Source organism: Gordonia cholesterolivorans (assembly GCF_039531975.1).
Classification (GTDB): Bacteria; Actinomycetota; Actinomycetes; order Mycobacteriales; family Mycobacteriaceae; genus Gordonia; species Gordonia sihwensis.
Window position 1 is genome coordinate 1 of the sequence record NZ_BAAARB010000030.1, and the last position, 24,407, is coordinate 24,407.

Here is a 24,407-nt window from a genome sequence, read left to right on the forward strand (position 1 = left end):
GCTGAAGGCACCCACAACGAGGCCAGCGGAGCGATGAGTCACGAACACAACGACGAACCCATAACCACCCTGCCAGTCAGCCCCAGGCCAACCACCCCAAACACTCACAGCGGAGCGAGTCGAAACCACCACACGAGCAGAGTGGTCTCGATACGGCGTGCTCGCTGTGCTCACTCGCCTACTCGACGAGCCTCGGGGCGACGGCTGGTTGAGCGAGCGAAGCGAGTCGAAACCACCACACGCGAGCAGAGTGGTCTCGATACGGCGTGCTCGCTGCGCTCACCCGCCTACTCGACGAACCTCGGGACGAGGGCAGGTTGAGCGAGCGGATGGAGTTGAAACGGCTCGGCAAGGCTGTTCGGGCGCGTCGGGAGTCTCCACTACACTCGCTGAGGTGCGTCTTGTGATTGCCGATTGCCAGGTCGACTATGTTGGTCGGCTCACCGCCCATCTGCCGATGTCGAAGCGGCTGATCTTGATCAAGTCCGACGGCTCGGTCAGCATTCACGCCGACGACCGAGCCTACAAGCCGTTGAACTGGATGAGCCCGCCGTGCTGGCTCGTCGAGGAGCCGGCGGCAGACGGATCCGACGGTATCGACTCGGTCTGGGTGGTCGAGAACAAGGCGGGGGAGCAGCTGCGGATCAGCATCGCGGCATTCCATCACGACAGCAGCCACGAACTCGGGCTCGACCCGGGACTGGTGAAGGACGGTGTGGAGGCACACCTCCAGGAACTGCTGGCCGAGCACATCGAGACGCTTGGTGCCGGCTACACGCTCATCCGTCGCGAGTACATGACCGCGATCGGGCCGGTGGACATCCTCTGCCGAGACGCGGATGGCCACACCGTCGCTGTGGAGATCAAGCGACGCGGCGAGATCGACGGTGTGGAGCAGCTGACGCGGTATCTGGATCTGCTCAACCGCGATGCGACGATCGCACCGGTCAGCGGAGTGTTCGCGGCACAGGCGATCAAGCCTCAGGCCAAGACTCTGGCCAACGATCGGGGGATCCGGTGCGTGACGCTCGACTACGACAAGCTGCGCGGCACCGAGGACAACGAGTTCAAGCTGTTCTGACGGTCAGGCCGTGACCTGATCGCCCTTCGGTGAGTCCTCCTTACGCGCCGGACCGCCGTAGCGCTCGTCACCGTGATCGTCGTCGTATTCCGCGTCGACGGCGTCGAGCACATCGGTCTTCTCGGCCGGCGGGGTGGAGGCGTCGTCCTGCGGGGTGAATCGATCCCTCCCGAGCAGCGTGCGGTTGAGGAGTTCGAGGTCGTCGGTCTCGGTGAGAGAGACCAGATCCCGCTCCTCGTCCGACAGTTCGAGGGCGCCGGGGAGGTTGGTGATGTGCTCGCGGAGAGCGTCGAGGTGGTCGAGGATCTGCTTGTGTGCATCGTGGGCCGATTCCGCCAGCTCACGAGAGCGTGCGAGGCGGTTCATCGCGACGTTGTGCGCGGCCCCGCGCAGGCGTGCGGCGTCCTCCTCGGCGGCGGCGATGATCTCCCGGGCCCGTTCCCGTGCGGCCTCGAGATCCCGCTTGGACTGTGCTTCGCGTTCCCGCGCGGCCTCGTCGATCTCGGCGGCTCGCTCCTCGGCTTCGGTGATCTTCGCGTCGGCGTGCTCCTGCGCGAGTTCCTTGGTCCGGGTGGCGGCCGCTGCCGCGGACGCACGGATGTCCTCGGCCTCCTGGCGGGCGACGGACAGCGTCTCGTCGGCCTCGTCCTTGGCGTTGGCACGGACTTCGCTGGCCTCGTCGGTGGCCAACTGCAGCATGCGGGAGACGCGCTCGGTCATCCCCGCGACCGTCGTCGGCGGGACGGAGAGAGTGTTCACCTCGTCCTGGAGCTCGCGGATGCGGTGACGGGCGTCGTCGAGATGCGCCTGGAGTTCGTCCGCGCTGGCATGAGCGGAGTCACGATCGGCGGCCATCATGCGCAATTCGGCTTCGAGCCGCCGAAGGTGATCGGTGACCTGGTCGCGGTCGTATCCGCGCATCACGATGGGGAAGGGGCTCTGACGATGTCCAGGGGCTGACATGATGCCAGTCTAGGTCCGATCGGCGTCCGAATTCAGTATCGAATGCGGGGTGTTGCGAGCGAGCTTGCACAGCGCGGGCGGTCGGCACGGGGCCGACCGCCCGCTCGGCGACGAGAATGCGGTCGTGATCAGTGACCGGCGGCCGGTTCCACCAGCTCGAGGAGAACCCCGCCCGCGTCCTTCGGATGGACGAAGTTGATGCGCGAGTCGGCGGTTCCGCGCTTGGGCTGCGGGTAGAGCAGTCGCACTCCCGCCGAGGTCAGACGCTTGGCGACCTCGTCCAGGTCGGTGACGCGGACGGCCATCTGCTGCATTCCCGGTCCGTTGCGGTCGATGAACTTGGCGATGGTCGACTCCTCGTTGAGCGGCATGAGGAGCTGGATCAAGGTGTCGCCGTTCTCGGGGCCGATCATCGCTTCGCGGACGCCCTGCTCTTCGTTCACCTCCTCGTGCTGGTTCGCGAAGCCGAAGTTGTCGAGCCACCAGGCGGCTGCGGCGTCGAGATCCGGGACCGCGAGGCCGACATGGTCGATCGCTGTCACGAGATCGCCGATCGAGGTCAGAGGGCCTCCGTTGGTGGTGTTTGTCACGTCGTTCGATGGGGAGTTGGTCATGCCATAACGGTAGCGTTGTTTGCAGACGGGGTCGCCATCGCGGCTGCCCCGAGCAGTACCGCAGCGACGGCGTGTGCCGCCGTGACGACCGCTGCCCCCACCGCCAAGGAGCTGATACATGTCCGACAACACCACAGTGATCGTTTCCGGCGCGCGCACCGCTCAGGGACGCCTGCAGGGATCGCTGAAGAACTTCTCCGCCGTCGATCTCGGCGCGGTCGCGGTCAAGGGCGCGCTCGAGCGCGGCAACGTGGACCCGTCGCATGTCCAGTACGTGATCATGGGACAGGTCCTCACCGCCGGAGCCGGCCAGATGCCGGCCCGGCAGACCGCAGTCAAGGCGGGCATCGGCTGGGACGTCCCGGCGCTCTCGATCAACAAGATGTGCCTGTCGGGAATCGACGCCATCGCGCTCGCCGATCAGCTGATCCGCGCGGGCGAGTTCGACTGCGTGGTCGCCGGCGGCCAGGAGTCGATGACCCAGGCCCCGCATGTGCTGCCCGGCAGCCGCTCGGGATTCAAGTACGGCAACACCGAACTGGTCGACCACATGGCGTTCGACGGACTGCACGACGTCTTCACCGATCAGCCGATGGGTGCGCTGACCGAGCAGGGCAACGACACCGACGGCTTCAGCCGTGAGGAGCAGGACGCCTTCGCCGCGCGCAGCCATCGGCTGGCCGCTGAGGCGATCGCCAAGGGCGTCTTCGCCGACGAGATCGTTCCGGTCGAGATCCCGCAGCGCAAGGGTGACCCTATCCTGTTCAACGAGGACGAGGGTGTGCGCGCCGACACCACCGTGGAGACCCTCGCGGGTCTGCGTCCGGCGTTCCGCAAGGGTGGCACGATCACGGCGGGCAACTCCTCGCAGATCTCCGACGGAGCCGCGGCCGTGGTCGTGATGAGCAAGGCGAAGGCCGAGGAGCTCGGACTCGAATGGATCGCCGAGATCGGCGCCCACGGTGTGGTCGCCGGCCCGGACTCGTCGCTGCAGCAGCAGCCCGCCAACGCGATCGTCAAGGCCTGCGAGCGCGAGGGCATCACCCCCGCCGATCTCGACCTGATCGAGATCAACGAGGCCTTCGCGGCCGTCGGCCTGGCGTCGACCCGCGCGCTGGGCGTCGACCCGGAGAAGGTCAACGTCAACGGCGGCGGAATCGCGCTCGGTCACCCGATCGGTACCTCGGGCGCACGTATCACGCTTCACCTGGCTCTCGAGCTCGCCCGTCGCGGCGGCGGGGTCGGCGTGGCGGCGCTGTGCGGCGCCGGCGGCCAGGGCGATGCGCTCATCGTCCGAGTCCCGAAGGCGTGAGTGGGATGGGCAACGTGTTCGACGTCTCGACCCCGGCCAAGCGTTTCCGGCTGATCGCCGTCATCGAGGCGATCACCTGGGGCCTGCTCTTGATCAGCATGGGGGTCAAGTACGGAGCCGGAATCGATGCGGCGACGATGGTCCCCGGCGCGCTCCATGGTGTGGCGTTCGTCGTCTACCTGATCATCACCGTGCTCACCGCGCGGTCGTTGAAGTGGAACCTCAAGGTTCTGGCGCTGGCACTCGTCGCCTCGATCCCGCCGTTCTTCACGGTGTGGTTCGAGCAGTGGGCCAGTAAGAACGGTCATCTGGGCGAACTGTCCGACTCGACGTTCAGTGAGTCCGCCGATCGTGACACACTGAAGGTGTGACCAGACCTTCTCGACGCAATGAACCGGCGAACGCCGCCATCGCGATGGCGGGTGCCGTAGATCTGTCAGTTCTCAAGGAGCGGGCCGAGGCGCAGCGGGCAGCTGCGTCCCGGCCCGCTTCTGACTCTCGCCCCGGCGCCGTCGTCCTCGATGTGACCGAACTCGACTTCGAGACGGAGATCGTCGAACGCTCCACCCGGCAGCTGGTGGTGGTGGACCTGTGGGCCTCGTGGTCGGAACTGAGCACGCAGCTGTCCCCGGTGCTGGCGCGCCTGGCCGAGGCAGCCGGCGGCCGGTGGGCACTCGCGCGGGTCGATGTCGACACGAACCCGCGGATCGCACAGGCCTTCGGTGCTCAGTCGGTGCCGACGGTGATCGCACTGATCGGCGGTCGGCCGGTCGCGATGTTCGAGGGGCCGCAGCCGGAGGAGCAGATCCGCGGATGGATCGACGAGATCTTCGCGAAGGCCGGACATCTGCTTCCGGAGACCGCGGCGACGGCATCCGACGACGAGCCCGAGCAGGATCCGCGCATGGCGGCCGCCGAGGAGTTGATGAACTCCGGCGACCTCGACGGGGCGCTGGCCGCCTATCGCGCGATCGCCGAACTCGAGCCGGACAACGTCGAGGCGAAGTCCGTGGTCCGCAACCTCGAGTTCGTCACCCGAGCGCAGGCCCACGACCCCGAGATCGTCAACACCGCCGCGCCCGGAGACGTGGACGCTCAGCTCGCCGCAGCCGACGTGCTGCTGCTCGGTCAGCGGCCGGAGGCCGCGTTCGATCGGATCATCGAGCTGGTGAAGGTGACGCGCGACGACGACCGCACCCGGGCGCGCGCCCGGCTCCTCGAGCTGTTCGAGCTCTTCGACCCCGCCGAGCCCTTCGTCACGGCAGCGCGCCGGAAGCTGGCGACAGCGCTGTACTGACACAGCGCTGTACTGACGCCTCCGACCGTCCGCCGGCCACCGGCAGGGTCAGCGGCCCGGTGTGAAGAAGACCGCGGCGGAAGCGGGGAGGGTGATGGCCGCGCTGTAGGGACGGCCGTGGCTCGGCTCGTCGACCGCGACGATCCGGCCCAGGTTGCCCACCCCGTGACCGCCGTACTCCCGCGCGGCGGTGTTGAGGATCTCGCGCCACGGCCCGGCGAGCGGGAAGCCCAGCCGGTAGCCGTGGAGATCGCGGTCGGAGAAGTTGAAGACGCAGGCGACGATGCGGCCCCCGGTGGCCGCCCCGTCGTCGGCCAGCCGCAGGAAGCCGATGACGGTGTTGGCGGTGTCGCGGGCGTCGAGCCAGGCGAAGCCGCGGGCGTCGCAGTCCATTCGGTGCAGCGCCGGCAGTTCGGCGTGCAGGTGGGCCAGGTCGCGGGCCGCGAGCGCGATGCCGCGGTGGACCGAGGCGTTCGACCCGTCCGGATCGAGCAGGTTCCAGTCGAGCCCGCGGTCGTCGGCCCACTCTCGGGTCTGCCCGAACTCCTGCCCCATGAACAGCAGCTTCTTGCCGGGATGGGCCCATTGGAAGGCCAGGGCGAGCCGCACCCCCGCCGCAGCGTCGGCTGAGACTGGCATTCTCGTGACGAGGGTGCCCTTGCCGTGGACCACCTCGTCATGACTGATCGGCAGGACGTAGCGCTCGGCGGTGGCGTGCGTGAGGCCGAACGCGACACGTTCGTGCAGCTCCGCACGCCGCCGCGGCGGGAGCGAGAGGAACGACAGCAGATCGTTCATCCAGCCGAGATTCCACTTGAAGTCGAAGCCCAGCCCGCCGCGGTCGGTGGAGACTGTCACCCCCGGCCACGCCGTCGACTCCTCGGCGATCATCACGGCGCCCGGACACGCCTCGTGGACGGCGTCATTGAGGCGCCGCAGGAAGTCGACGGCCTCGTCGTTCTCGTGTGTCCCGCGCGCATTCGGCCGCCATTGGCCCGGGCCGCGCGAGTAGTCGAGGTACAGCATGGACGCGACCGCGTCGACGCGCAGCCCGTCGAGATGGAACTCCGAGCACCAGTAGACGGCGCTCGCGATCAGGAAGTCGCGGACCTCGGGCCGACCGAGGTTGAACGCGTACGTGCCCCAGTCCGGCTGGTCCCGCCGCAGCGGATCGGCGTGCTCGTAGAGGGGAGTGCCGTCGAACTCGCCGAGCGCGAAGGCGTCCTTGGGGAAGTGCGCCGGGACCCAGTCGAGGAGTACCGCGATCCCTTTCGAGTGCAGGTGGTCGACGAAGAAGCGGAAGTCGTCGGCGGTGCCCCACCGGCTGGAGCAGGCGAAGTACGAGCCGACCTGATAGCCCCACGATCCCCCGTAGGGATGCTCGGTGATCGGCATCAGCTGTACGTGCGTGAAGCCGCGGTCGGCGGCGTACTCAGCCAGCTGGACGGCGGCCTCGCGATAACTCAGGCCCGAGCGCCACGACCCCAGGTGGACCTCGTAGATCGACATCGGCTCGCGCTCGGGGCGCCGGTCGGCGCGCGCGGCCATCCACGTCTCGTCGTTCCAGACGAACGACGACGGACCGGCGATCACCGACGCCGTCTCGGGTGGTCGCTGAGTCGCACGGGCGAGCGGATCGGCCTTGTCGCGTGTCAGTCCGTCGGCTCCGACCACGCGGTACTTGTATGCCATTCCCGGCCGCGCGCCGTCGACCGTGGCGGTCCAGACGCCGTGCGGTCCGCGCTCCATCGGGTGGTCGGTGCCCGCCCATCGGTCGAAGTCGCCGAAGACGGTGACCGATCGCGCATTGGGCGCCCACACGGCGAATTCGGTGTCCGCGACGCGGGGCCGGGCGCCGAGCCGCTGCCACAGCGGGTCCGTCACGATCGCCCCGTCACTTCTTCGCGGCGCCCGTCGTCAAGCGGGTGAGCGCGGCTCGGACGGCATCGCGGTCGGTGGTCCGCCAGAACGGTGGAAGCCCGGCCAGGAGGTAGCCCGCATACCGCGCCGTCGCCAGACGTGAGTCGAGCACGGCGACCACGCCGCGGTCGTCGGTGGCGCGGAGGAGCCGGCCCGCGCCCTGGGCGAGGAGCAGTGCCGCGTGGTTCGCCGAGACGGTCAGGAAGCCGTTGCCGCCGCGCGCGTCCACATCGCGCTGGCGCGCCGACAGGAGCGGGTCGTCGGGCCTGGGGAAGGGGATCCGATCGATCATCACCAACCGCAACGAGGGACCCGGGACGTCGACGCCCTGCCACAGCGACAGAGTGCCGAACAGACAGGTGGCCTCGTCGGCGGCGAATCTCTCGATCAGTGCCGACGTCGCATCGTCGCCCTGGCACAGGATCGGGAACCCGACTCGGTCGCGGAGCTTCTCCGCGGCCTCCTTGGCGGCCCGCATCGACGAGAACAGGCCGAGGGTACGACCGCCCGCAGCGTTCATCAGATCGACCATCTCGTCCAGCGTCGACTCCGCGATGCCGTCACGGCCGGGCGCCCGCAGGTGCTTGCCGACGTAGAGAATCGCGGCGCGCTGGTAGTCGAAGGGGCTGCCGGCGTCCATGCCGCGCCATCCCGCGGCCTCCACGTCCTTGCCACCGTGGGCGGGCAGCCCCCAGGTGCGTGCGAGGGCGTCGAAGTTGCCGCCGATGGTCAGGGTCGCGGACGTGAGGATCACAGTCGAGTCGGTGAACAGCGAGGTACGCAGCAGCCCGGCCACCGACAACGGCGCTATCCGCAGCGTCGGGCGGACGTTTCCGCGGATCCGGTCGGCGGACAGCCAGACGACGTCGTGCCTCTTGGTGATGTCGGTCTCGGCGAAGACCGTCAGCACTCGCACCACCGAATCGTGCAGCGAGTCGGTGGCCGACAGCGCCATCTGCCTGGCGGCCGCAGCCTCCGGATCGGTGCCTGCCGACGGCGCCGGACCGACCGCGTTCCGCGCGTTCCAGAGGCGGTCGCGCAGCGATGCGAGGACCTCGGGTGCGCCGCTCGGGAGTCGGGTCCACTCGCCCTGGGGTGAGTCCTCCAGCAGCAACTCCAGCTGTTCGCCCGCGCCGACCAGCGCGTCGGCGCTCTCGTCGTCGATCAACTTGCCGAGCCGGCGGGCGACCTGCGAGACGCTCGCGGCCGAGATCTCCTCGGTGGTGACGGAGGTGATCCGATCCACCAGTTCGTGGGCCTCGTCGATGACCACCACGCGGTGCTCGGGAAGGATGGTCGCCGGACTCATCGCGTCGATGGCGAGCATCGCGTGGTTGGTGACCACGACGTCGGAGGCGCCGGCCTTCTTCCGTGCCAGTTCGGCGAAGCAGTCCTCGCTGTAGGGGCAGTTCGACGCCCCGAGACATTCGCGCGAGGAGACGCTCACCTGGCGCCACGACTGGTCGCTGACGCCGGGGGAGAGATCGTCGCGGTCTCCGGTCTCGGTGTCGGAGGTCCACTCGCGCAACCGCGTCACCTCGCGGCCCATGCGGGACAGGTCGAAGGCGTCGAACAGCTCGGCGTTCGGATCCTCGTCGGCCACTCCCGAGTGGATCTTGTTGAGGCACAGGTAGTTGGCGCGACCCTTCAGGATCGCGAACGACGGTTCGCGGCCCAGCGGCTTCGTGAGCGCGCCCGCGAGACGCGGTAGGTCACGTTCGGTCAGCTGGCGCTGGAGGGCGATGGTGGCCGTCGAGACGACGACGGTCTCGTCGGTGTCGACGGCGTGCCGGAGCGCGGGGACCAGGTAGGCCAGCGACTTTCCGGTGCCGGTGCCGGCTTGGACCGCGAGGTGATGGTCGTTCTCGATCGCCTCGCCGACGGCCTCGGCCATCGCCAGCTGACCGTCGCGCCGGGCTCCGCCGAGGGACTCGACGGCGGTGGCCAGGAGGTCGGCGACATCGGGGACGCTCACTCGGCCGCGTCGTCTTCGTGACGGGTACCGGTGTGCACGAGGGTGCCCACCAGCTCGACTCCCGCGTCGCGCATGACGTCGAACGCGGTCGCGGTGGTGGTCTCGGCGACGGCCGCGGTGAAGTCCAGCAGCACACGTGTGGCGAAGCCGGCTGCGGCGGCGTCGACCGCGGTCGCGCGAACACAATGGTCGGTGGCGATGCCGACGACGTCCACCTCGGAGACGTCGCGCGCGGTGAGCCAGTCGGCCAGGCCGTTTCCGTGTTCGTCGCGGCCCTCGAAGCCCGAGTACGCGGCGTCGAACTCGCCCTTGGAGAAGACCGCCTGCACGGGGCCGGTGCGGAAGGCCGGATGGAACTCGGCGCCGGGCGTGCCCACCACGCAGTGCGGTGGCCACGAGTCGACGAAGTCGGGGGTCTCGGAGAAGTGCCCCCCGGGGTCGACGTGGTAGTCGCGGGTGGCCGCCACCACCGGATACGAGCCGGTGATCGCGTTGATCGCGGCGGCGACCGCACCGCCGCCGGCCACCGCGAGGGAGCCGCCCTCACAGAAGTCGTTCTGGACGTCGACGACGATCAGCGCACGATTCCGCGGTGGGGTCTCCTCGGTCATCGACTCTCCGGTTCGGTCAGGTAGCGGGTGGGGACTGCGGGGTCGCCGTGGCTGAGCCCGAGACCCTCCCACGGGAGGGTGACGAGCCCGTGCGCGAGATGCCCGCGGGACTGCTCCAGTGTAGGCAGCCCGGAAACTCGGTCGCCGCCGCGGACCAGTGGAATCTGGAGTTCGGCCACGTCCAGGCCTCCGGTGCCCGGGATCGCCTGATCCGCGGGCGCGTCGGCACGCAACAGGATCTCTTCGACGATGGTTCCGGACGCGCGGGCCGCGCGAACGGCGCGCTTGCGTCCGCCGTGGCTCTCCTTGTGGCTCGACCGCTTCGCGACCGGGACGCCGTCCACCTCGACCAGTTTGTAGACCATGCCCGCAGTCGGTGAACCGCTGCCGGTCACCAGCGAGGTTCCGACGCCGTAGATGTCGACGGGTTCGGCGCGCAGCGAGGCGATGGCGTACTCGTCGAGATCGCCGGAGACGACGATCTTGGTGCCGGTGGCGCCGAGCTCGTCGAGCTGCCTGCGTACCTGGCGGGCGAGGACGCCCAGATCCCCCGAGTCGATCCGGACCGCTCCGAGCGAGGTGCCTGCGACCTCGATCGCGTTCTTGACACCGGTGGTGATGTCGTAGGTGTCCACGAGCAGGGTGGTCCCGACGCCGAGCGCCTCGACCTGCGCGGCGAAGGCGGCCCGCTCGTCGCTGCCGTCGGGATGCGCGAACGAGAGCGTGAACGCGTGCGCCGCGGTTCCCGCACTCGGCACGCGGTAGGTGCGAGCGGCCTCGAGATTGCTGGTCGCGTCGACTCCCGCGAGATATGCGGCGCGCGCTGAGGCGACCGCCGCGTGCTCGTGCGTGCGGCGTCCGCCCATCTCGATGATCGGGCGGCCGGCGGCCGCGCTCACCATACGCGCCGCCGCGGAGGCGATCGCGCTGTCGTGATTGAGGATCGAGAGGATCAGCGTCTCCAGCACCACAGCTTCGGCGAAGCCGCCGCGCACGGTCAGGATGGGCGAGCCGGGGAAGTAGAGCTCGCCCTCGCGGTAACCGTCGATCTCTCCGCGGAAGCGGTAGTCGGACAGCCATGCCAGGGTGTCCTGGTCGACCACGGTCCGGAGCGAGTCGATCTCCTCCGGACCGAATCGGAAGCGTTCGAGGGCGTCGAGCAGACGTCCGGTGCCCGCGACGACTCCGTAGCGTCGGCCGTCGGGGAGGCGGCGGGCGAAGACCTCGAACACGCAGCTGCGCTGCGCCGTCCCGGCCCTCAGGGCGGCCGACAGCATGGTCAGCTCGTATTGATCGGTCAGCAGCGCGGTACTGGTCACCTTCGCTACCCTATTACTCATGGCGCGCGATGAGGCGACACCAGGTACGAGCACCGGTACCGCGGTGGCAGAACCAGAGGTGACTCACGACCGCCCCTGGGTGACGCTGGTGTGGGACGACCCGGTCAATCTCATGAACTACGTCGCTTATGTCTTTCAGCGGATCTTCGGTTATTCGGAGGAGAAGGCCAAGGCGCTGATGATGCAGGTGCACACCGAGGGGAAGGCCGTGGTCTCCAGCGGCGACCGCGTGAAGGTGGAGGCCGACGTCCGCAAACTGCATGCGGCCGGCCTGTGGGCGACCATGCAGCACGACTCCTGATGCGGACCTGGCGCAGAACCGGTGCGGGCGAGGACGTCCGCATCTGCTCCAACCTCGAGAACTACGAATGCCAACTGCTGGCGTCGATGGTCGAGTCCATCACCGATCTGCTCAACGAACGCGCCGAGTCGGCTCCGCGCGACGAACTGTCGGAGCTGACGGGGATCCAGACGGGGCACACCCGCGCACCGGACGATGTCACGCTGGGACGGCTGCTGCCCGATTTCCATCGACCCGACCAGGAGCCGGAACTCGCGGCCGGACCGATCGCCGCGGACCTCAACGGGGGACTGCGCAGCGTCAACGAACCGCAGATCATCGACGCGAAACTCGCCGCGGCACGCACAGTTCTCGAAACACTGCCGAGCGGCGGCGGGGACGTCTCGCTGACCGAGTCCCAGGCCGACCGCTGGCTGACGGCGCTCACCGACATCCGACTGGCACTGGGCGCGATGCTCGGGATCACCGATGAGCCCTCGAAGCTGCCGCCCGACCATCCGCACGCCGCACACCAGGACGTCTACGACTGGCTGTCGGTGGTGCAGGGGCTGCTGGTCGAAGCACTGATGTCGGCGGAGTGGACGCAGCCGGAGGACCCGTCGCAAGGGGAGTGGGGGCACGACGGATGGTGACCGAGCCGAAGTCGTCTGTGTCGCGCCCCGGCAACCGGATCACGGATGTCGCCGGAATCGCAGTGGGCCATCACCACCGACTCGACGACGAGGTGGTGCTCGCGAGTGTCGCTGAACCCGGCAGCGGGTGGGCGACCGGGACCACGGTCATCACCCTGCCGCGCGGGTGCGCGACGGCGGTGGACGTGCGCGGCGGCGGTCCTGGGACGCGCGAGACCGACCTGCTCGATCCGGTCAACACGGTCCGCGGCGCCGACGCGATCGTGCTCTCCGGTGGCAGTGCCTATGGTCTTGCCGCGGCCGACGGGGTGATGCGGGGACTCGAGGAGGCCGGCGTCGGACTGCCGATGGACGGTCAGGGGCACGTGGTGCCCATCGTGCCGGCCGCGGTCATCTTCGACCTCCCGGTCGGCCGGTGGGAGAACCGTCCGACCGCCGAGTTCGGTGCGCGGGCGCTCGCCGACGCCAGGACCGATTTCGCGATCGGATCGGTCGGGGCCGGGACCGGGGCGCGCGCCGGCGCACTCAAGGGCGGCGTGGGCACCGCGTCGATCACGTTCTCCGACGGTCCGGCTCGCGGATTGACGATCGGCGCTCTCGTCGTGGCCAATCCGGTCGGCGGTGTCGTCGATCCGTCGACCGGGCTGCCGTGGGGTGCCGACGACCTCGAACTGCACCGTTTGCGCGCGCCGAAGCAACTCGAGATCAAGAGGCTCGCTGAGCTCACCGCAAAGGGCACGGTACTGAACACGACGATCGGGGTGGTCGCGACGGATGCCACGCTGTCGGTGGCGAGCACCCGGCGTCTGGCGATGTCCGGTCACGACGGCCTCGCGCGGGCGGTCCGTCCCGCGCATTCACCGCTCGACGGCGACACCCTGTTCGCCGTCGCCACCGGCGAGAAGGCCGCCGATCCGGACATCGCGGTCGACGTTCCGCCGGGGATGGACCCGGACACCGCGATCGTCGCGGCACTGGCCGACGCATCGGCGACGGTGGTGCAGCGGGCGATCGTCTCGGCGGTGGTCGCCGCGACCGGCGTCGCCGGGATTCCGGCATACCGCGACGTGCTGTTCTCCGCCTTCGGCGACGCATGAGCGGCGGGATCGCGTCGCCGTCCGACCCTCGTCTCCCGAAGCCGCGTCGGTCGCCGATGCCCAAGTGGGAGCGGTCGGGCATCACGATGGGCGTCATCGCCGTCGCGCTGCTGGTGGTCGAGGCGATCGACATGGCGACCGGTGGGGACCTCGACGAGTACGGCATCGTGCCGCGACGGCTGTCCGGCCTCGACGGGATCATCTGGGCGCCGCTGCTGCACTCGGACTTCGCTCACCTGATCGGCAACCTGATCCCGGGCGTGGTGCTCGGCTTCCTGCTGCTGATGTCGGGACGATTCCTGTGGGTGACGGCGATCGTATGGGTCATCAGCGGTCTGGGAGTGTGGCTCACCGCCCCGACCGGCTCGGTGACGATCGGCGCATCGGGGATCGTCTTCGGGTGGCTGGCGTATCTGCTGGTCCGCGGTCTCTTCAACCGCGACGTGTGGCAGGTGCTCGGCGGGGTGGTCCTGTTGGCGGTCTACGGTGGGATCCTGTGGGGCGTGCTGCCGCACGGAGGTGGAGTGTCGTGGCAGGGACACCTGTTCGGCGCCGTCGGCGGCGTGCTGGCGGCGTGGATGCTCAGCGACCGACGCGATCCGGGCAGCTCCGAGCCCCGACGACCAGAACTCAAGGGAGGCCCCCGATAACCGAGCTGCAAACCGGTCCCATCGGCATCTTCGACTCGGGCGTCGGCGGGCTCACCGTCGCGCGCGCGATCATCGATCAGCTGCCCGATGAGGATGTCATCTACATCGGCGACACCGCGAACGGGCCGTACGGGCCGTTGACCATTCCGGAGATCCGCAGGCATGCGCTGGCCATCGGTGACGAATTGGTGCACCGTGGGGTCAAGGCGATCGTCATCGCCTGCAACACCGCGTCGGCGGCCTGTCTGCGCGATGCGCGTGAACGCTATGCCCCGATTCCCGTCATCGAGGTGATCCTGCCCGCCGTGCGTCGCGCGGTGGTCGCGACCAAGACCGGTCGGATCGGCGTCATCGGCACGGAGGCGACCATCGCGTCGCGCGCGTATCAGGACTCGTTCGCCGCGGCACGCGATGTGGAGATCACGGCCGTCGCCTGCCCGAGGTTCGTCGACTTCGTGGAGCGGGGGATCACCAGCGGACGCCAGATCCTGGGTCTTGCCGAGGGCTACCTCGAGCCGCTGCAGGAGGCCGGCGTCGACACTCTGGTCCTGGGGTGCACCCACTATCCGCTGCTGTCGGGTGTGGTGCAGTTGGTGATGGGCGATCAGGTGACGCTCGTGTCGAGCGCCGAGGAGACGGCGAAGGACACTGTCCGCGTCCTGACCGAGCGCGACGCCCTGCATCCGCACTCGAATCGCGTGGCCCGGCGTCATTTCTCCGCGACCGGCGATCCGGACTCGTTCCGCAAGCTCTCGACCCGGTTCTTGGGACCTTCGGTGGGCCACGTAGAGCATTTCTGACCACTCCCGTGTGGCGTTCGGCACGGTCGATGCAGTGCCAACTCACCGGTCACAGGAGGGCGGATTGATGCCGGATTTCCGGAGCGGCATGGCAGAGTGTGTCCCATGCGTTTGACGGTGCTCGGGTGTTCAGGGAGTGTGAACGGCCCTGGTGCACCGTGCTCCGGATACCTGGTTCAGGCCGACGGACACCCGCCGGTCTTGATCGATTGCGGACACGGTGTCTTCGGTGAACTGCAGCAGCACGCGGATCCGAACCAGGTCGCCGTCCTGCTCAGTCATCTGCACGCAGACCACTGCATGGATCTGCCCGCAATGCTGGTGTGGCGTCGGTGGGCGCCGACTCCGGCCACCGAACGTTCGCTCCTGTACGGGCCGGAGGGCACGGCGCTGCGCGTCGGTGCCGGGGCGTCGGAGTACCCGGGTGAGGTGGACGACCTGTCGGACACCTACGACGTGCGCGAGTGGGTCGACCGCGAAGCCGTCGAGATCCACGGCCTCCACATCGAGCCGTACAAGGTGAACCATCCGCCGAGCACCTTCGGGTTGCGGATCGTCGGCCCGGACGGCGAGGTGCTCGCCTACAGCGGCGACACCGGCGTGTGCGAGGAGGTGGTCGATCTCGCGCGCGACGCCGACCTGTTCCTGTGCGAGGCGTCGTGGACGCACGAGCCCGGCGTCCGGCCCGAGGGGCTGCATCTCTCCGGGGTCGAAGCCGGACAGGTGGCCGCCCGCGCATCGGTCCGCTCGCTCGCCCTGACTCACGTGGTCCCGTGGGCCGACTCCGCCGCCATCCTCGACGAGGCGTCGGGCGAGTATGCGGGACCGCTGCAACTCGTCCACCAGGGTCAGGTCATCGAGGTCCGTAAGCCGGTCGCATAGATCGCCTCGCTGGTTGAGCCGCGACGGTCGCTGCCGGTCTGCCCGTTCTTGTATCCGCGCAGCTCGACGACGGACGCGCGCTCCCAGCCCGCGCGTTCGTCGCGGAGTTGCGCGGATGTGCTGCACGCTGCCCGGCACCTCCTCGTCGGCGGATATGTCGGCCTGTCCAGTAAGGTCGGGGCGTGACTTCACGAGCAGACGGCCGGGCAGACGACGAACTCCGGCCCATCAAGTTCACCCGCGGTTTCACCTCTCATCCGGCCGGTTCGGTGCTGGTCGAATTCGGCAACACCCGCGTCATGTGCACCGCCAGCGTCACCGAGGGCGTGCCGTCGTGGCGGCGCGGATCGGGGCTCGGCTGGCTCACCGCCGAATACTCGATGCTTCCCGCCGCGACCCACGAGCGCTCGAAGCGTGAGTCGGTGCGCGGCAAGATCGGCGGACGCACGCACGAGATCAGCCGCTTGATCGGACGTTCGCTCCGCGCGTGCATCGATCTGGCGGCGCTGGGTGAGAACACGATCGCCATCGACTGCGACGTCCTGCAGGCCGACGGCGGAACGCGGACGGCGGCCATCACCGGCGCCTACGTCGCGCTCGCGGACGCCGTCACCTACCTCGGCGCGGCGGGCAAGCTGGCCGACCCGCAGCCGCTGTCGTGCATCATCGCGGCGGTGAGCGTCGGTGTGGTGGACGGCCGCGTCCGCCTCGACCTGCCGTACGACGAGGACTCGCGTGCCGAGGTCGACATGAATGTGGTCGCCACCGACGCGGGCACCCTCGTGGAAGTGCAGGGGACAGGCGAGGGCGCGACCTTCGCGCGCGGAACGCTCGACAAGATGCTGGACGTGGCCTGCGCCGGCATTGAGAACATCGTCGCCGCGCAGCGCGAAGTGCTGTCGCAGCCGTACCCCGGATCGCTCCCGGGCAGCGGGCAGTGACCGGGACGGTCCTGCTGGCGTCGAACAACGCCAAGAAGCTGGCCGAGCTGCGACGCGTCGTCGAAGCGGCGGGCATCACCGGGCTCGAGGTGCTCGGGCTGGGTGATGTCACGCGCTATCCGGAACCGGTGGAAGACGGTGCGACGTTCGAGGACAATGCGCTGCTCAAGGCTCGCGCGGCCGTCGCCGCAACCGGACTGCCATCGCTGGCCGACGATTCCGGCCTCGCCGTCGACGCGCTCAACGGCATGCCGGGAGTCCTGTCGGCACGGTGGAGCGGTGGCGCCGGCGACGCCGCCAACAATCGCCTGCTGCTGGCCCAGCTCGCCGACGTACCGGACGAACGACGCGGTGCGGCGTTCGTCTCGGTGTGTGCGCTGGTGCTGCCGACGGGCGCCGAGACCGTGGTCCGCGGAGAGTGGCGCGGCACCATCCTGCGTGACGAGCGCGGCGCGAACGGCTTCGGTTACGACCCGTTGTTCATTCCCGATGACGAGGTGGCCGCCGGGCGCACCTCCGCGGAGCTGCCGCCCGCGGAGAAGGACGCGCTGAGCCACCGTGGCAAGGCGCTGGCGCAGTTGGTCCCGGCACTCCGGGCCCTCGCCGGCGCGGGCGGAGGAGACCGATGATCGTATTCGACGACGCGGTCGTGACCGCTGTGCTCCGGCATATGAACGACGACCATGCGACCGACAATCTCGTCATTGTGCGAGCGTTCGCCGAACCCGACGCCACCGCCGCGGTGATGACGGGCTTCGACTCGGTTGCGGGGAAGTGGACGGCGACCGTCGACGGAGCGGACCGTCCCGTCCGCGTGCCGTGGCCGAACGAGCTCACCGACCGAGCGTCCATCCGTCGCGAGGTGGTCGCCCTCTACAAGGCCGGTGCCGAGCGCCTGGGGATCGAGCTAGACGATCACTGATCGAGCTTGAACTGCTCCTTAACATCGCGAGTGCGAATGTGCTCGAACCAGAAGGACAGGAACGGGATGGTGCCCGCGATCGCGGTCGCCACCAGCTTCGGCAGCGGCCACCGGACCTTGATCGACAGGTCGACGGTGCAGATCAGGTAGATGAAGTAGATCCAGCCGTGAGCGACGCCGACCCAGCCGAAGCCCTCGACTCCGAAGCCGAACTTTGCGATCATCTCGGCGCACAGGGCGAGCAGCCACACGCCGGTGACCCAGGCCAGAACGCGGTAGCGCAGCAGCGCGCTGCGGATCTGGGGGATGGTCGCAGTCACAGTCCCGTCCGGGGCGTCGTCGGCGGTCTTGGCGGATTCGGTCACGTCGTGGTCCTTCATCGGTCGCGCGGAGATTTCAGCTGATGCGTCAGTCGTGCGTCGGGTGTCTGTCGAGTTCGGCGAGGTATCTGTTGTACTCGGCCAGGTCGTCGTCCGGGGCGGCGTCGAGGATGGCCGCGACCGACGGGTCGTGTCGCGTGGGCCGCTCGGGAAGGACCCCCTCGGGTATCTCGGTCGGCTCGGCGCGGTCGCGGTGTTCAGCGTCCGGATCGGCTTCCATCACGACGAAGCGGCGATAGGCGTACACGACGGCCACCGCGAAGGCCGGCCACTGCAGGGCGTATCCCAGGTTCTGGCCGGTGCCCGTCGACGATTCGTAGCGGCCCCACTGCCACCAGGCGAGCGCCAGGCAAGCGCATGCCGCGACCGCCACCAGCGCGATCAGTGCGGGGCGGTGACGTCGTTTGGCGGGCGACGGCAGAGAGGACTTCACACTATCGAAGGTACCTGGTCGGCTGCCGTGCATCGGGCCCGGTGCGGCCGCCCTCACTGTGCGTTCTGCCACCAGTCTGCTACTAATTAGCCAAGCCTAATCTTAGGTTCGAGTGGTTGACGATGGGGTGGACATGGGCAAGGGCTTCCAGGGAGCGGTGCTTCGCGCTCTCGGAGCGAAGAATCATCCGGCGACGGTCACCGGTGTGCGGTGGGTGACCGAACACGTCGTTCGCATCGAGTTCCAGTGCGGCGAGATCCTGCACGCGGGCGGCGAGAAGCCGGCCGCCTGGATCCGTGCTTGGTTCCCGGATGTGAACAACGCGGCCAAGTTCCATCAACGCGGATACACGCTGCTGGATCCGGACCCGGCGGCGGGGACGTTCGCGATCTGCTTCCTCGTCCACGATCCGGCCGGACCCGCGTCCACCTGGGCGCGCAATGCCGTCGTGGGCGATGAACTGCTGATGACACGGCTCGGCGGCGACGGCTACGACATCGCTGCGGACCGCGAGCGTCCGCGCGGATACCTGCTGATGGGAGACGTGGCGGCATGGCCGGCCATCGTGCGGCTGATCGAGGAGATCGGCGATGACATCCCGATCCGGGCGGTCATCGAGCACGAGAACGACGACGACCGCGATCTGCCGCTGCCGGAGCATTCGAACCTCACCGTCGACTGGGTGCCCACCAGTCCGGACCGCCGGGCGCTGACCGAGGCGATCGGCGAGGACGACTATCGCGGATGGCACACGTGGGTCACGGCCGAGAGCAAGGCGACGCGACTGGCCAAGGGCGCGCTCGCCCTGAACCACGAGCAGAACAAGGCCACCATGCACACCCAGGCCTACTGGATGGCCGGACGTGCGATGGGAAAACAGGTCGACACGGCGACTGAGGACACCGCCGTGTCGACCGCCTCCGAGACGGCGACGGACGATGTCGCGGAGGCCGCTCTGACCCCGTCCCGCGCCCCGAAGGCCGCAGCGCCCGCCGAGCCCGTCCTCAAACCCGCCCTTCCCGCGCTGATCGTCGCCGGTCTGTTCGCGCTCGTGCTCGCGGTGCTCGCGGTGGTGCCACTGGTGCTCTTCGCGGAGCTGGCGCGCTTGCTGGTGGAGGGGGCCGACCGCCACGAGCTGATCGACGTCGCGGTCACGGCACTGATCGTTCTGGTGGCGGGCGCCGCCGGCAGCGCGGTGCTGATCACCGTGCTGCACTTCTACGACCAGGTGTATGCCGCGGCGCTGCGGCGGCGAGTGCTCCACAAACTCACCCGACTGCCGCTCGGATGGTTCCTCGGTCGCCGCAGCGCGGAGGTCAAGAAGCTGGTCGCCGACGACATCTCGTCGCTGCACTACCTGGTGACCCACGCGGTGCCCGATCTCGTGACGGCGATCGTCACGCCGCTGGCGATCCTCGGGTACCTCTTCTCGGTGAACTGGGTACTCGCTTTGGTGCTGCTGGTGCCGGTACTTGGGTACATCGTCGCAATGGCACGCCTGGCGACTGCCGACAGAGCCCGCCTGGAACAGAAGATGCGATGGGACGCGACCCTGCCGGGCGACGCCGAACGCTACATCGGCACGCAGCAGGTCAGCCGCGTGTTCGGCGACGGCGCGATCACCGACCTGCCCGCCCGACTGCGGCGTCTCACCGAGTTCCTGAAGGACTGGCAGCGCGCCACGATCGATGCGAAGTCGGTGATTCTGCAGCTCAACCGGCCGACGACGTCGATGGTGGTGGTCGCGCTGGCGGGCACGGCACTGATCACCGCCGACCAGATGGACGCGGCCGCGATCCTGCCCTTCCTGATCCTCGGCACCTCGTTCGGCGACCGGCTGCTCGCCGCGTCGTACGCCGTCGGCGGACTGCGCGAGGGGATGAACGGCAAGACCTCGCTCGATCTGTTGCTGTCGAGCGGTGAGCTCGAACAGGCGGAGAACGGCAGCACCGGGCCGGAGCCGAGCGGCCCGGCGCGAGTCGAACTGCGCGGCGTCACCTTCGGGTACACGCCCGGTCGGCCAGTGGTGCGGGACCTGCACCTGGACCTGCCCGCGGGCGGGACGACGGCCCTCGTCGGACCGTCGGGTGCGGGCAAGTCCACCGTGGCGGCTCTGGTCGCTCGCCTGTGGGACCCGGATGCCGGCGCGGTACTGCTCGACGGCGTCGACCTGCGCGACATTCCCGAGGTGCAGCTGCGGCAGCGGATCGCCGTGGTGTTGCAGGACGTCCAACTCATCCGCGGCACCATCGCCGACAACATCGCGCTCGGCATGCCCGACGCGGATCGTGCGGCGATCGCGGAGGCGGCCCGGGCGGCTCACATCGCCGACCTCATCGAATCATTGCCCGACGGATACGACACGGTGGTCGATCGCGACAGCCTCTCCGGAGGCCAGCGGCAGCGGATCGCGATCGCCCGGGCGCTGCTCGGAGACCCGCGGTTCGTGGTCCTCGACGAGGCGACCGCCGCCGCCGACCCCGACTCGGAGTGGGAGGTGCGGCAAGGCCTGTCGAGGCTGTTGGCGGGGCGCACGGTGCTCATCGTGGCGCACCGACTGCACACCGTCGCCGACGCCGATCGGATCGTCGTCTTCGACGGCGGACAGATCGTGGAGCAGGGGACCGGACCGGAACTGATCGCGGCCGGTGGACGATACGCGGCGATGACCGCGCAGGCGCAGGAGGCCCTCCGATGAGTTCAGACTCGACCCGAATCCTGCCGACCGTCTTCGCCGACGTCCGCGTCATCACCGGCGCCGCAGGGCGGCCGCACCGCCTCGCCTTCTACGCGCTCACGACGCTGTCCACGGCGCTGCAGGCGGCGGCCGTGCTGCTGTCGATCCCGCTGTTGCGCGCGTTGTTCGGCGACACCCCGTCAGACGCGTGGGTCTGGGTGGCGGCGATGGTCGCGGTGCTCGCGGTCGGCTGGACCGCGGACATCCTCGCGACCCGCGCCGGACTCCGCGTCGGATTCGGCTTGATCGACGCGGCCGAAAGCGCCGGTGTGTCGGCCATCGGCCGGCTCGATCCGGCCGAACTCCACGGCGATCGTGCGTCCCGGCTGCGCGACCTGGTCACCAAGTCCGGCCCGGAGTCGGTCTCGGCGATCGTCCTGCTCTTCTCGCCGCTGATCCATGCGGCCCTGCTGGTGCCGATGCTGGCCGTCGGCCTGCTGTTCGTGTCGTGGCAGCTCGCGGTGGTCGCTCTCGTCGGCGGCATCGTCCTGCTCGGCGCCTTCTACGGCGGACGCCGGGCCGTCGCGAAGTCGGAGGATCGGTTCGCCGAGGCAGGCCGCGCGCTGGACGACCGCATGCTCGAATTCGGCTGGGCACAGCCCACGCTGCGCGCCGCGGGGGTCGGCACCGGCACCGTCGACGAGGTGCTCGCGGATTCGCGGCGGCGCGGTTTCCGGCTGCTCGCCTGGCAGATCCCCGGCGACCTGCTCTTCACCGTCGCCGGTCAGGTCGTTCTGCTGGCCTTCGGCGTCACGACCGGAGCGCTCTACCTCGACGGCACCCTCTCCGGAGTCACCGCGGCGGCGATGGTCGTCGTCCTGCTGCGGGTGGTGGAGACCACCGGTTCGCTCTCGCTGCTGGCCACCCCGATCGCCGGAGTGGAGCGATTGCTGGCACAGCTGCGCGACCTGGTCGTCGAGGATCTGGCTGCCGAACAGATCACAGTGCGGCGACCGACGTCGAACGACGCGCTCCGCGAAGCCTCCGATGTGCCCGTGCCGGTCCGTCTGAGCGAGGTCGGCTACACCTACCCGGACGGGACGCGGGCCCTCGACGGGGTGGACCTGACCATCCCTGCCGGGGAGATCACGGTGCTGGTCGGAGCGTCCGGCTCGGGCAAGTCGACGTTGCTCGACGTCATCTCCGGGCTCCGCGAACCCAGCACCGGACGAGTCGACTTCGGCGGCGACGAGACGACTGCGGCCGGTCGGCTGCAGAACGCGTCGATGGTCTTCCAGACCACCTCGCTGCGGCCGGGGACGGTGCGCGAGAACGTGGTCACCAGCGTCGAGCCCGATCTCGTCGAGATCGCTGATCTCGCTCGACTCGACGCCGTGCTGGACTCGCTCCCCGATGGCTGGGACTCGCGGATCGGCGACGGCGGCAATACCTTGTCGGGCGGCGAACGCCAGCGAGTCGGGCTCGCCCGCGCGCTGGCGAAGCCCGCCGGACTGCTGCTGGTCGACGAAGCGACGTCGTCACTCGACGTGATCACCGAACGCGCCGTGGTCGATTCGCTGCGGCGGATCCGCGGGACGCGGACGGTTGTGGTGGTGACGCACCGACCCGCGCTGGTGGCGCTCGCCGACTCGGTGATCGTCCTGGACCACGGCCGGGTGGTGGACTCGGGTGCGGTGGACGACCTGCTCGCGCGCGGCGGGGTGTTCGCCGACCTGTGGCAGCGGTGGCGAGAAGCGGAGGGCTGGCAGGTCTAGGGGTGCGCCCGGGGTGGTCTCACCGCACAGCCGCTCGCGACCGTTGCCAGTCCCGCACGTCGTGCTCGGTGTGAGCGCGTGCCGGCCGCGCGTTCCACGCCGGGATCAGCAGATCGACGACCGCCGCGACGGCGACCGCGAGGAGCGCTCCGCCGATGACGTCCGACGGTCGGTGCCATTGCTGGCTGACGACGGTGAACGAGACCACTCCGAGACCTGCCGTCGCGGCGATCGCCGCGAGCGGCCGCGCACGGCGGGGCGTGACCGCGCACAGGGCGATCCCCGCCGCGGCGAACGCGGCGACCGTGTTGGACGGGAACGAGTTGAGCGCGTTGCCGACGTCCAGCGGCGGTCGTTGCAGCTCGGATTTCAGGACGACCGCGAGCACCACGACGGCGCCGATCAGCAGGCTCGCGTGCAGGGCGAGCCGCCAGGATCGTCGCGCGAGACAGATCGCGCCGATCAGCAGGCCGCAGCCGGCGAGCACGGGGACTTGTATCTCGGCGAGCAGACCGCCCGTCGGAGCGTCGTTCCCGGTGCGCGCGCCCATCAGTTCCATCACGTCCTGATCGACCATCTGGCCCGCGTACGAGACGACGAGGAGCTCGTACGTCGCGGCGATGCCGAGCGACGCGAGGATCGCGGCCGCGAGGGCGGCGATCGGTGAAGTGCGATGCGTCATCCTTCGATGGTGCCTCGTGCGGTTGGCAGAACGCTCGTCCCGTACCCCGGGAGTGTCGTAGACCGGGACGCCGCTGACATCAGACGTGGCAAGGCGCGCCGAGGGCGATTTGCCCTCGGTACGCCTTGTGGCTACTGATCTCAGGCGCGACCCATAGGTGCGCGTGAGCAACCCGTCAGGACGCGAGACCCGGTGACAACACGATCGGGCTCGCGCTGGGATTCGATTTCCGGTTCTAGCTGGTGCGTCTGGTGGCGCGGCAGACCAAGGGCGTGTTCTTGTCCTCCTGCTCGTGAGCGACTCTCAGTTCCCCATTGATCCATACTTCGCATCGGATCGGCATGTAGTCGTAAGAGGTCACGGAGAAGCCGACGTATTCGGGTGTGGTGGCGAAGTGCAGTGTTTGTGACCAATAGTCGTTAAATCCGCCCTCGGGAGGTGAGTCGGGCGACAGTGTGCGCTGTTTATCAAATTGTCCGGTCTCAGGAATGATCGGTGCGTATCCGAAATCGAAAGCGAGGTGCCGGACGACGTACTTGACGGTGAGTCCGCGAGGTGGCGGCGTCTGTCGCGCTGTGGCAGTGAGCGAAGTTGTTGCCGGTATCGTCGTGGTCGACGGCATAGGTGGCAGTGGAAGCTGTACTGGTCGCAGTGACGTCGATGACGTCGGCGGCGAAGCGACCGCGGGCAGATATTGATACCGGACCAACAGCAGCGTGACCCCTATGGTCAGTGCGACGACCACCGCCAGCGCTATACCGCTGAGGACCCACAGTGCTACATTGCGTCGGCCCTTGGGTGGTATAGATCCGGGCTCTGTGTCCATGACCTTGCGTAGCGAATGCCGAGTGCATCGTGGGGTGCCGTTGAGCATCCGCACCGTTCCGACACATTCGTCGGTGACACTCTGGTCCGCACATTCGAGGTTGTCGCTCACCGGTCGATCATTGCGGTCAATGGAGTTGGCAGGTCCCCGATAACCGGTCCAGGCAGTTCTAGAGCCAGTTCCTTGTTGTGATCGTCAGTCGATCTCGCAGCCCACAGGGTGATGTTGGTGGGTGCATCCGGCAGCGTACTCGGCCGGGGTTCGGTAACGCAGTGCTGAGTGCCGATGTCGGTGGT

Annotated in this window: 26 protein-coding genes; 15 read left to right on the forward strand and 11 right to left on the reverse strand. The window is 68.9% G+C overall.

Annotation, left to right across the window (positions count from 1 at the left end):
* Nucleotides 1–394: 394 nt before the first annotated feature.
* Complete coding sequence (nucS, locus tag ABFX36_RS17940; RefSeq protein ID WP_039868169.1) at nucleotides 395–1,081, forward strand: endonuclease NucS; 687 nt, start codon at nucleotides 395–397, stop codon at nucleotides 1,079–1,081.
* Nucleotides 1,082–1,084: 3 nt separating this feature from the next.
* On the opposite strand, the gene ABFX36_RS17945 is transcribed toward nucS, so the two are convergent.
* The gene (locus ABFX36_RS17945; RefSeq protein WP_006898212.1) at nucleotides 1,085–2,044 is read right to left on the reverse strand and encodes a coiled-coil domain-containing protein; all 960 of its coding nucleotides are present in this window, start codon (nucleotides 2,042–2,044) and stop codon (nucleotides 1,085–1,087) included.
* 128 nt (nucleotides 2,045–2,172) lie between these two features.
* A complete protein-coding gene (gene mce / locus ABFX36_RS17950) occupies nucleotides 2,173–2,658 on the reverse strand; it encodes a methylmalonyl-CoA epimerase (RefSeq protein ID WP_346077641.1) in 486 nt (161 codons plus the stop codon).
* A 118-nt stretch (nucleotides 2,659–2,776) separates the two neighbouring features.
* Between mce and ABFX36_RS17955 the strand changes: the two genes are divergently transcribed.
* The 3 genes from ABFX36_RS17955 to ABFX36_RS17965 are packed head-to-tail and all read left to right on the forward strand — an operon-like array spanning nucleotide 2,777 to nucleotide 5,267.
* A complete protein-coding gene (locus ABFX36_RS17955; protein WP_006898214.1) occupies nucleotides 2,777–3,970 on the forward strand; it encodes an acetyl-CoA C-acetyltransferase in 1,194 nt (397 codons plus the stop codon).
* 5 nt (nucleotides 3,971–3,975) lie between these two features.
* Entirely contained in the window at nucleotides 3,976–4,341 is a 366-nt protein-coding gene (locus tag ABFX36_RS17960; protein WP_006898215.1) for a DUF3817 domain-containing protein, read from the forward strand.
* A 44-nt stretch (nucleotides 4,342–4,385) separates the two neighbouring features.
* Nucleotides 4,386–5,267, forward strand: a complete 882-nt coding sequence (locus ABFX36_RS17965) for a tetratricopeptide repeat protein (RefSeq protein ID WP_346077657.1) — start codon at nucleotides 4,386–4,388, stop codon at nucleotides 5,265–5,267.
* Nucleotides 5,268–5,315: 48 nt separating this feature from the next.
* Here ABFX36_RS17965 and glgB read toward each other — a convergent pair whose 3' ends face one another.
* Genes glgB through ABFX36_RS17985 form a run of 4 tightly spaced genes read right to left on the reverse strand, consistent with a single transcriptional unit; the run spans nucleotide 5,316 to nucleotide 11,092 of the window.
* The gene (glgB, locus tag ABFX36_RS17970; RefSeq protein WP_278126871.1) at nucleotides 5,316–7,151 is read right to left on the reverse strand and encodes a 1,4-alpha-glucan branching protein GlgB; all 1,836 of its coding nucleotides are present in this window, start codon (nucleotides 7,149–7,151) and stop codon (nucleotides 5,316–5,318) included.
* A gap of 10 nt (nucleotides 7,152–7,161) precedes the next feature.
* A complete protein-coding gene (locus tag ABFX36_RS17975) occupies nucleotides 7,162–9,162 on the reverse strand; it encodes an ATP-dependent DNA helicase (RefSeq protein ID WP_346077645.1) in 2,001 nt (666 codons plus the stop codon).
* Nucleotides 9,159–9,773 carry an isochorismatase family protein gene (locus ABFX36_RS17980; protein WP_045536748.1) on the reverse strand — a complete coding sequence of 205 codons (615 nt, stop codon included), beginning with the start codon at nucleotides 9,771–9,773 and terminating at the stop codon, nucleotides 9,159–9,161. The genes ABFX36_RS17975 and ABFX36_RS17980 overlap by 4 nt, the downstream gene beginning before the upstream one ends.
* Nucleotides 9,770–11,092 carry a nicotinate phosphoribosyltransferase gene (locus ABFX36_RS17985; RefSeq protein ID WP_062367953.1) on the reverse strand — a complete coding sequence of 441 codons (1,323 nt, stop codon included), beginning with the start codon at nucleotides 11,090–11,092 and terminating at the stop codon, nucleotides 9,770–9,772. The genes ABFX36_RS17980 and ABFX36_RS17985 overlap by 4 nt, the downstream gene beginning before the upstream one ends.
* A 19-nt stretch (nucleotides 11,093–11,111) precedes the next feature.
* Here ABFX36_RS17985 and clpS point away from each other — a divergent pair, with 19 nt between their 5' ends.
* From clpS to ABFX36_RS18030, 9 genes are all read left to right on the forward strand, one after another.
* A complete protein-coding gene (gene clpS / locus ABFX36_RS17990; protein WP_081598161.1) occupies nucleotides 11,112–11,414 on the forward strand; it encodes an ATP-dependent Clp protease adapter ClpS in 303 nt (100 codons plus the stop codon).
* Nucleotides 11,414–12,046 carry an oxidative stress transcriptional regulator AosR gene (aosR, locus tag ABFX36_RS17995; RefSeq protein WP_006898222.1) on the forward strand — a complete coding sequence of 211 codons (633 nt, stop codon included), beginning with the start codon at nucleotides 11,414–11,416 and terminating at the stop codon, nucleotides 12,044–12,046. The genes clpS and aosR overlap by 1 nt, the downstream gene beginning before the upstream one ends.
* Entirely contained in the window at nucleotides 12,040–13,143 is a 1,104-nt protein-coding gene (locus tag ABFX36_RS18000) for a P1 family peptidase (RefSeq protein ID WP_346077659.1), read from the forward strand. The genes aosR and ABFX36_RS18000 overlap by 7 nt, the downstream gene beginning before the upstream one ends.
* A complete protein-coding gene (locus tag ABFX36_RS18005) occupies nucleotides 13,140–13,793 on the forward strand; it encodes a rhomboid family intramembrane serine protease (protein ID WP_428832065.1) in 654 nt (217 codons plus the stop codon). Before ABFX36_RS18000 ends, ABFX36_RS18005 begins: the two co-directional genes overlap by 4 nt.
* The gene (gene murI / locus ABFX36_RS18010) at nucleotides 13,790–14,593 is read left to right on the forward strand and encodes a glutamate racemase (RefSeq protein ID WP_045536770.1); all 804 of its coding nucleotides are present in this window, start codon (nucleotides 13,790–13,792) and stop codon (nucleotides 14,591–14,593) included. The genes ABFX36_RS18005 and murI overlap by 4 nt, the downstream gene beginning before the upstream one ends.
* A 105-nt stretch (nucleotides 14,594–14,698) precedes the next feature.
* Nucleotides 14,699–15,475 carry a cyclic nucleotide-degrading phosphodiesterase gene (locus ABFX36_RS18015; protein WP_006898226.1) on the forward strand — a complete coding sequence of 259 codons (777 nt, stop codon included), beginning with the start codon at nucleotides 14,699–14,701 and terminating at the stop codon, nucleotides 15,473–15,475.
* Nucleotides 15,476–15,657: 182 nt separating this feature from the next.
* A complete protein-coding gene (rph, locus tag ABFX36_RS18020; protein ID WP_006898227.1) occupies nucleotides 15,658–16,416 on the forward strand; it encodes a ribonuclease PH in 759 nt (252 codons plus the stop codon).
* A complete protein-coding gene (gene rdgB, locus ABFX36_RS18025; protein WP_062367955.1) occupies nucleotides 16,413–17,045 on the forward strand; it encodes an RdgB/HAM1 family non-canonical purine NTP pyrophosphatase in 633 nt (210 codons plus the stop codon). The genes rph and rdgB overlap by 4 nt, the downstream gene beginning before the upstream one ends.
* A complete protein-coding gene (locus ABFX36_RS18030) occupies nucleotides 17,042–17,338 on the forward strand; it encodes a DUF2470 domain-containing protein (protein WP_346077649.1) in 297 nt (98 codons plus the stop codon). The genes rdgB and ABFX36_RS18030 overlap by 4 nt, the downstream gene beginning before the upstream one ends.
* Here the strand turns inward: ABFX36_RS18030 and ABFX36_RS18035 are convergent.
* Both ABFX36_RS18035 and ABFX36_RS18040 read right to left on the reverse strand, forming a co-directional pair.
* Entirely contained in the window at nucleotides 17,332–17,703 is a 372-nt protein-coding gene (locus ABFX36_RS18035) for a DUF3817 domain-containing protein (RefSeq protein WP_039868175.1), read from the reverse strand. The genes ABFX36_RS18030 and ABFX36_RS18035 overlap by 7 nt on opposite strands.
* Nucleotides 17,704–17,746: 43 nt before the next feature.
* Nucleotides 17,747–18,151, reverse strand: coding sequence for a hypothetical protein (locus ABFX36_RS18040; protein ID WP_006898233.1), 405 nt, complete (start codon nucleotides 18,149–18,151; stop codon nucleotides 17,747–17,749).
* A gap of 133 nt (nucleotides 18,152–18,284) precedes the next feature.
* Here ABFX36_RS18040 and ABFX36_RS18045 point away from each other — a divergent pair, with 133 nt between their 5' ends.
* Complete coding sequence (locus ABFX36_RS18045) at nucleotides 18,285–20,849, forward strand: ABC transporter ATP-binding protein/permease (RefSeq protein ID WP_428832066.1); 2,565 nt, start codon at nucleotides 18,285–18,287, stop codon at nucleotides 20,847–20,849.
* Nucleotides 20,846–22,603: an ABC transporter ATP-binding protein gene (locus ABFX36_RS18050; protein ID WP_346077653.1), complete on the forward strand. Its 1,758-nt coding sequence runs from the start codon at nucleotides 20,846–20,848 to the stop codon at nucleotides 22,601–22,603. Before ABFX36_RS18045 ends, ABFX36_RS18050 begins: the two co-directional genes overlap by 4 nt.
* 19 nt (nucleotides 22,604–22,622) lie before the next feature.
* Here ABFX36_RS18050 and ABFX36_RS18055 read toward each other — a convergent pair whose 3' ends face one another.
* The 3 genes from ABFX36_RS18055 to ABFX36_RS18065 form a co-directional block, all read right to left on the reverse strand.
* Nucleotides 22,623–23,285: a phosphatase PAP2 family protein gene (locus ABFX36_RS18055; RefSeq protein WP_006898236.1), complete on the reverse strand. Its 663-nt coding sequence runs from the start codon at nucleotides 23,283–23,285 to the stop codon at nucleotides 22,623–22,625.
* Between the two features lie 235 nt (nucleotides 23,286–23,520).
* Entirely contained in the window at nucleotides 23,521–24,222 is a 702-nt protein-coding gene (locus tag ABFX36_RS18060) for a hypothetical protein (RefSeq protein ID WP_006898237.1), read from the reverse strand.
* Nucleotides 24,219–24,407: hypothetical protein (locus ABFX36_RS18065; protein ID WP_346077656.1), on the reverse strand; the 189-nt coding region annotated here is incomplete at its 5' end. The genes ABFX36_RS18065 and ABFX36_RS18060, both read right to left, overlap by 4 nt.

Bases quoted from the DNA above. Each gene is read 5' to 3' on its own strand.
- ABFX36_RS17945 (WP_006898212.1), bottom strand. From the start codon at position 2,044: ATGTCAGCCCCTGGACATCGTCAGAGCCCCTTCCCCATCGTGATGCGC.
- mce (WP_346077641.1), bottom strand. From the start codon at position 2,658: ATGACCAACTCCCCATCGAACGACGTGACAAACACCACCAACGGAGGC.
- ABFX36_RS17955 (WP_006898214.1), top strand. From the start codon at position 2,777: ATGTCCGACAACACCACAGTGATCGTTTCCGGCGCGCGCACCGCTCAG.
- ABFX36_RS17960 (WP_006898215.1), top strand. From the start codon at position 3,976: ATGGGCAACGTGTTCGACGTCTCGACCCCGGCCAAGCGTTTCCGGCTG.
- ABFX36_RS17965 (WP_346077657.1), top strand. From the start codon at position 4,386: ATGGCGGGTGCCGTAGATCTGTCAGTTCTCAAGGAGCGGGCCGAGGCG.
- ABFX36_RS17980 (WP_045536748.1), bottom strand. From the start codon at position 9,773: ATGACCGAGGAGACCCCACCGCGGAATCGTGCGCTGATCGTCGTCGAC.
- clpS (WP_081598161.1), top strand. From the start codon at position 11,112: ATGGCGCGCGATGAGGCGACACCAGGTACGAGCACCGGTACCGCGGTG.
- aosR (WP_006898222.1), top strand. From the start codon at position 11,414: ATGCGGACCTGGCGCAGAACCGGTGCGGGCGAGGACGTCCGCATCTGC.
- ABFX36_RS18000 (WP_346077659.1), top strand. From the start codon at position 12,040: ATGGTGACCGAGCCGAAGTCGTCTGTGTCGCGCCCCGGCAACCGGATC.
- ABFX36_RS18005 (WP_428832065.1), top strand. From the start codon at position 13,140: ATGAGCGGCGGGATCGCGTCGCCGTCCGACCCTCGTCTCCCGAAGCCG.
- ABFX36_RS18015 (WP_006898226.1), top strand. From the start codon at position 14,699: ATGCGTTTGACGGTGCTCGGGTGTTCAGGGAGTGTGAACGGCCCTGGT.
- ABFX36_RS18030 (WP_346077649.1), top strand. From the start codon at position 17,042: ATGATCGTATTCGACGACGCGGTCGTGACCGCTGTGCTCCGGCATATG.
- ABFX36_RS18045 (WP_428832066.1), top strand. From the start codon at position 18,285: ATGGGCAAGGGCTTCCAGGGAGCGGTGCTTCGCGCTCTCGGAGCGAAG.
- ABFX36_RS18050 (WP_346077653.1), top strand. From the start codon at position 20,846: ATGAGTTCAGACTCGACCCGAATCCTGCCGACCGTCTTCGCCGACGTC.
- ABFX36_RS18055 (WP_006898236.1), bottom strand. From the start codon at position 23,285: ATGACGCATCGCACTTCACCGATCGCCGCCCTCGCGGCCGCGATCCTC.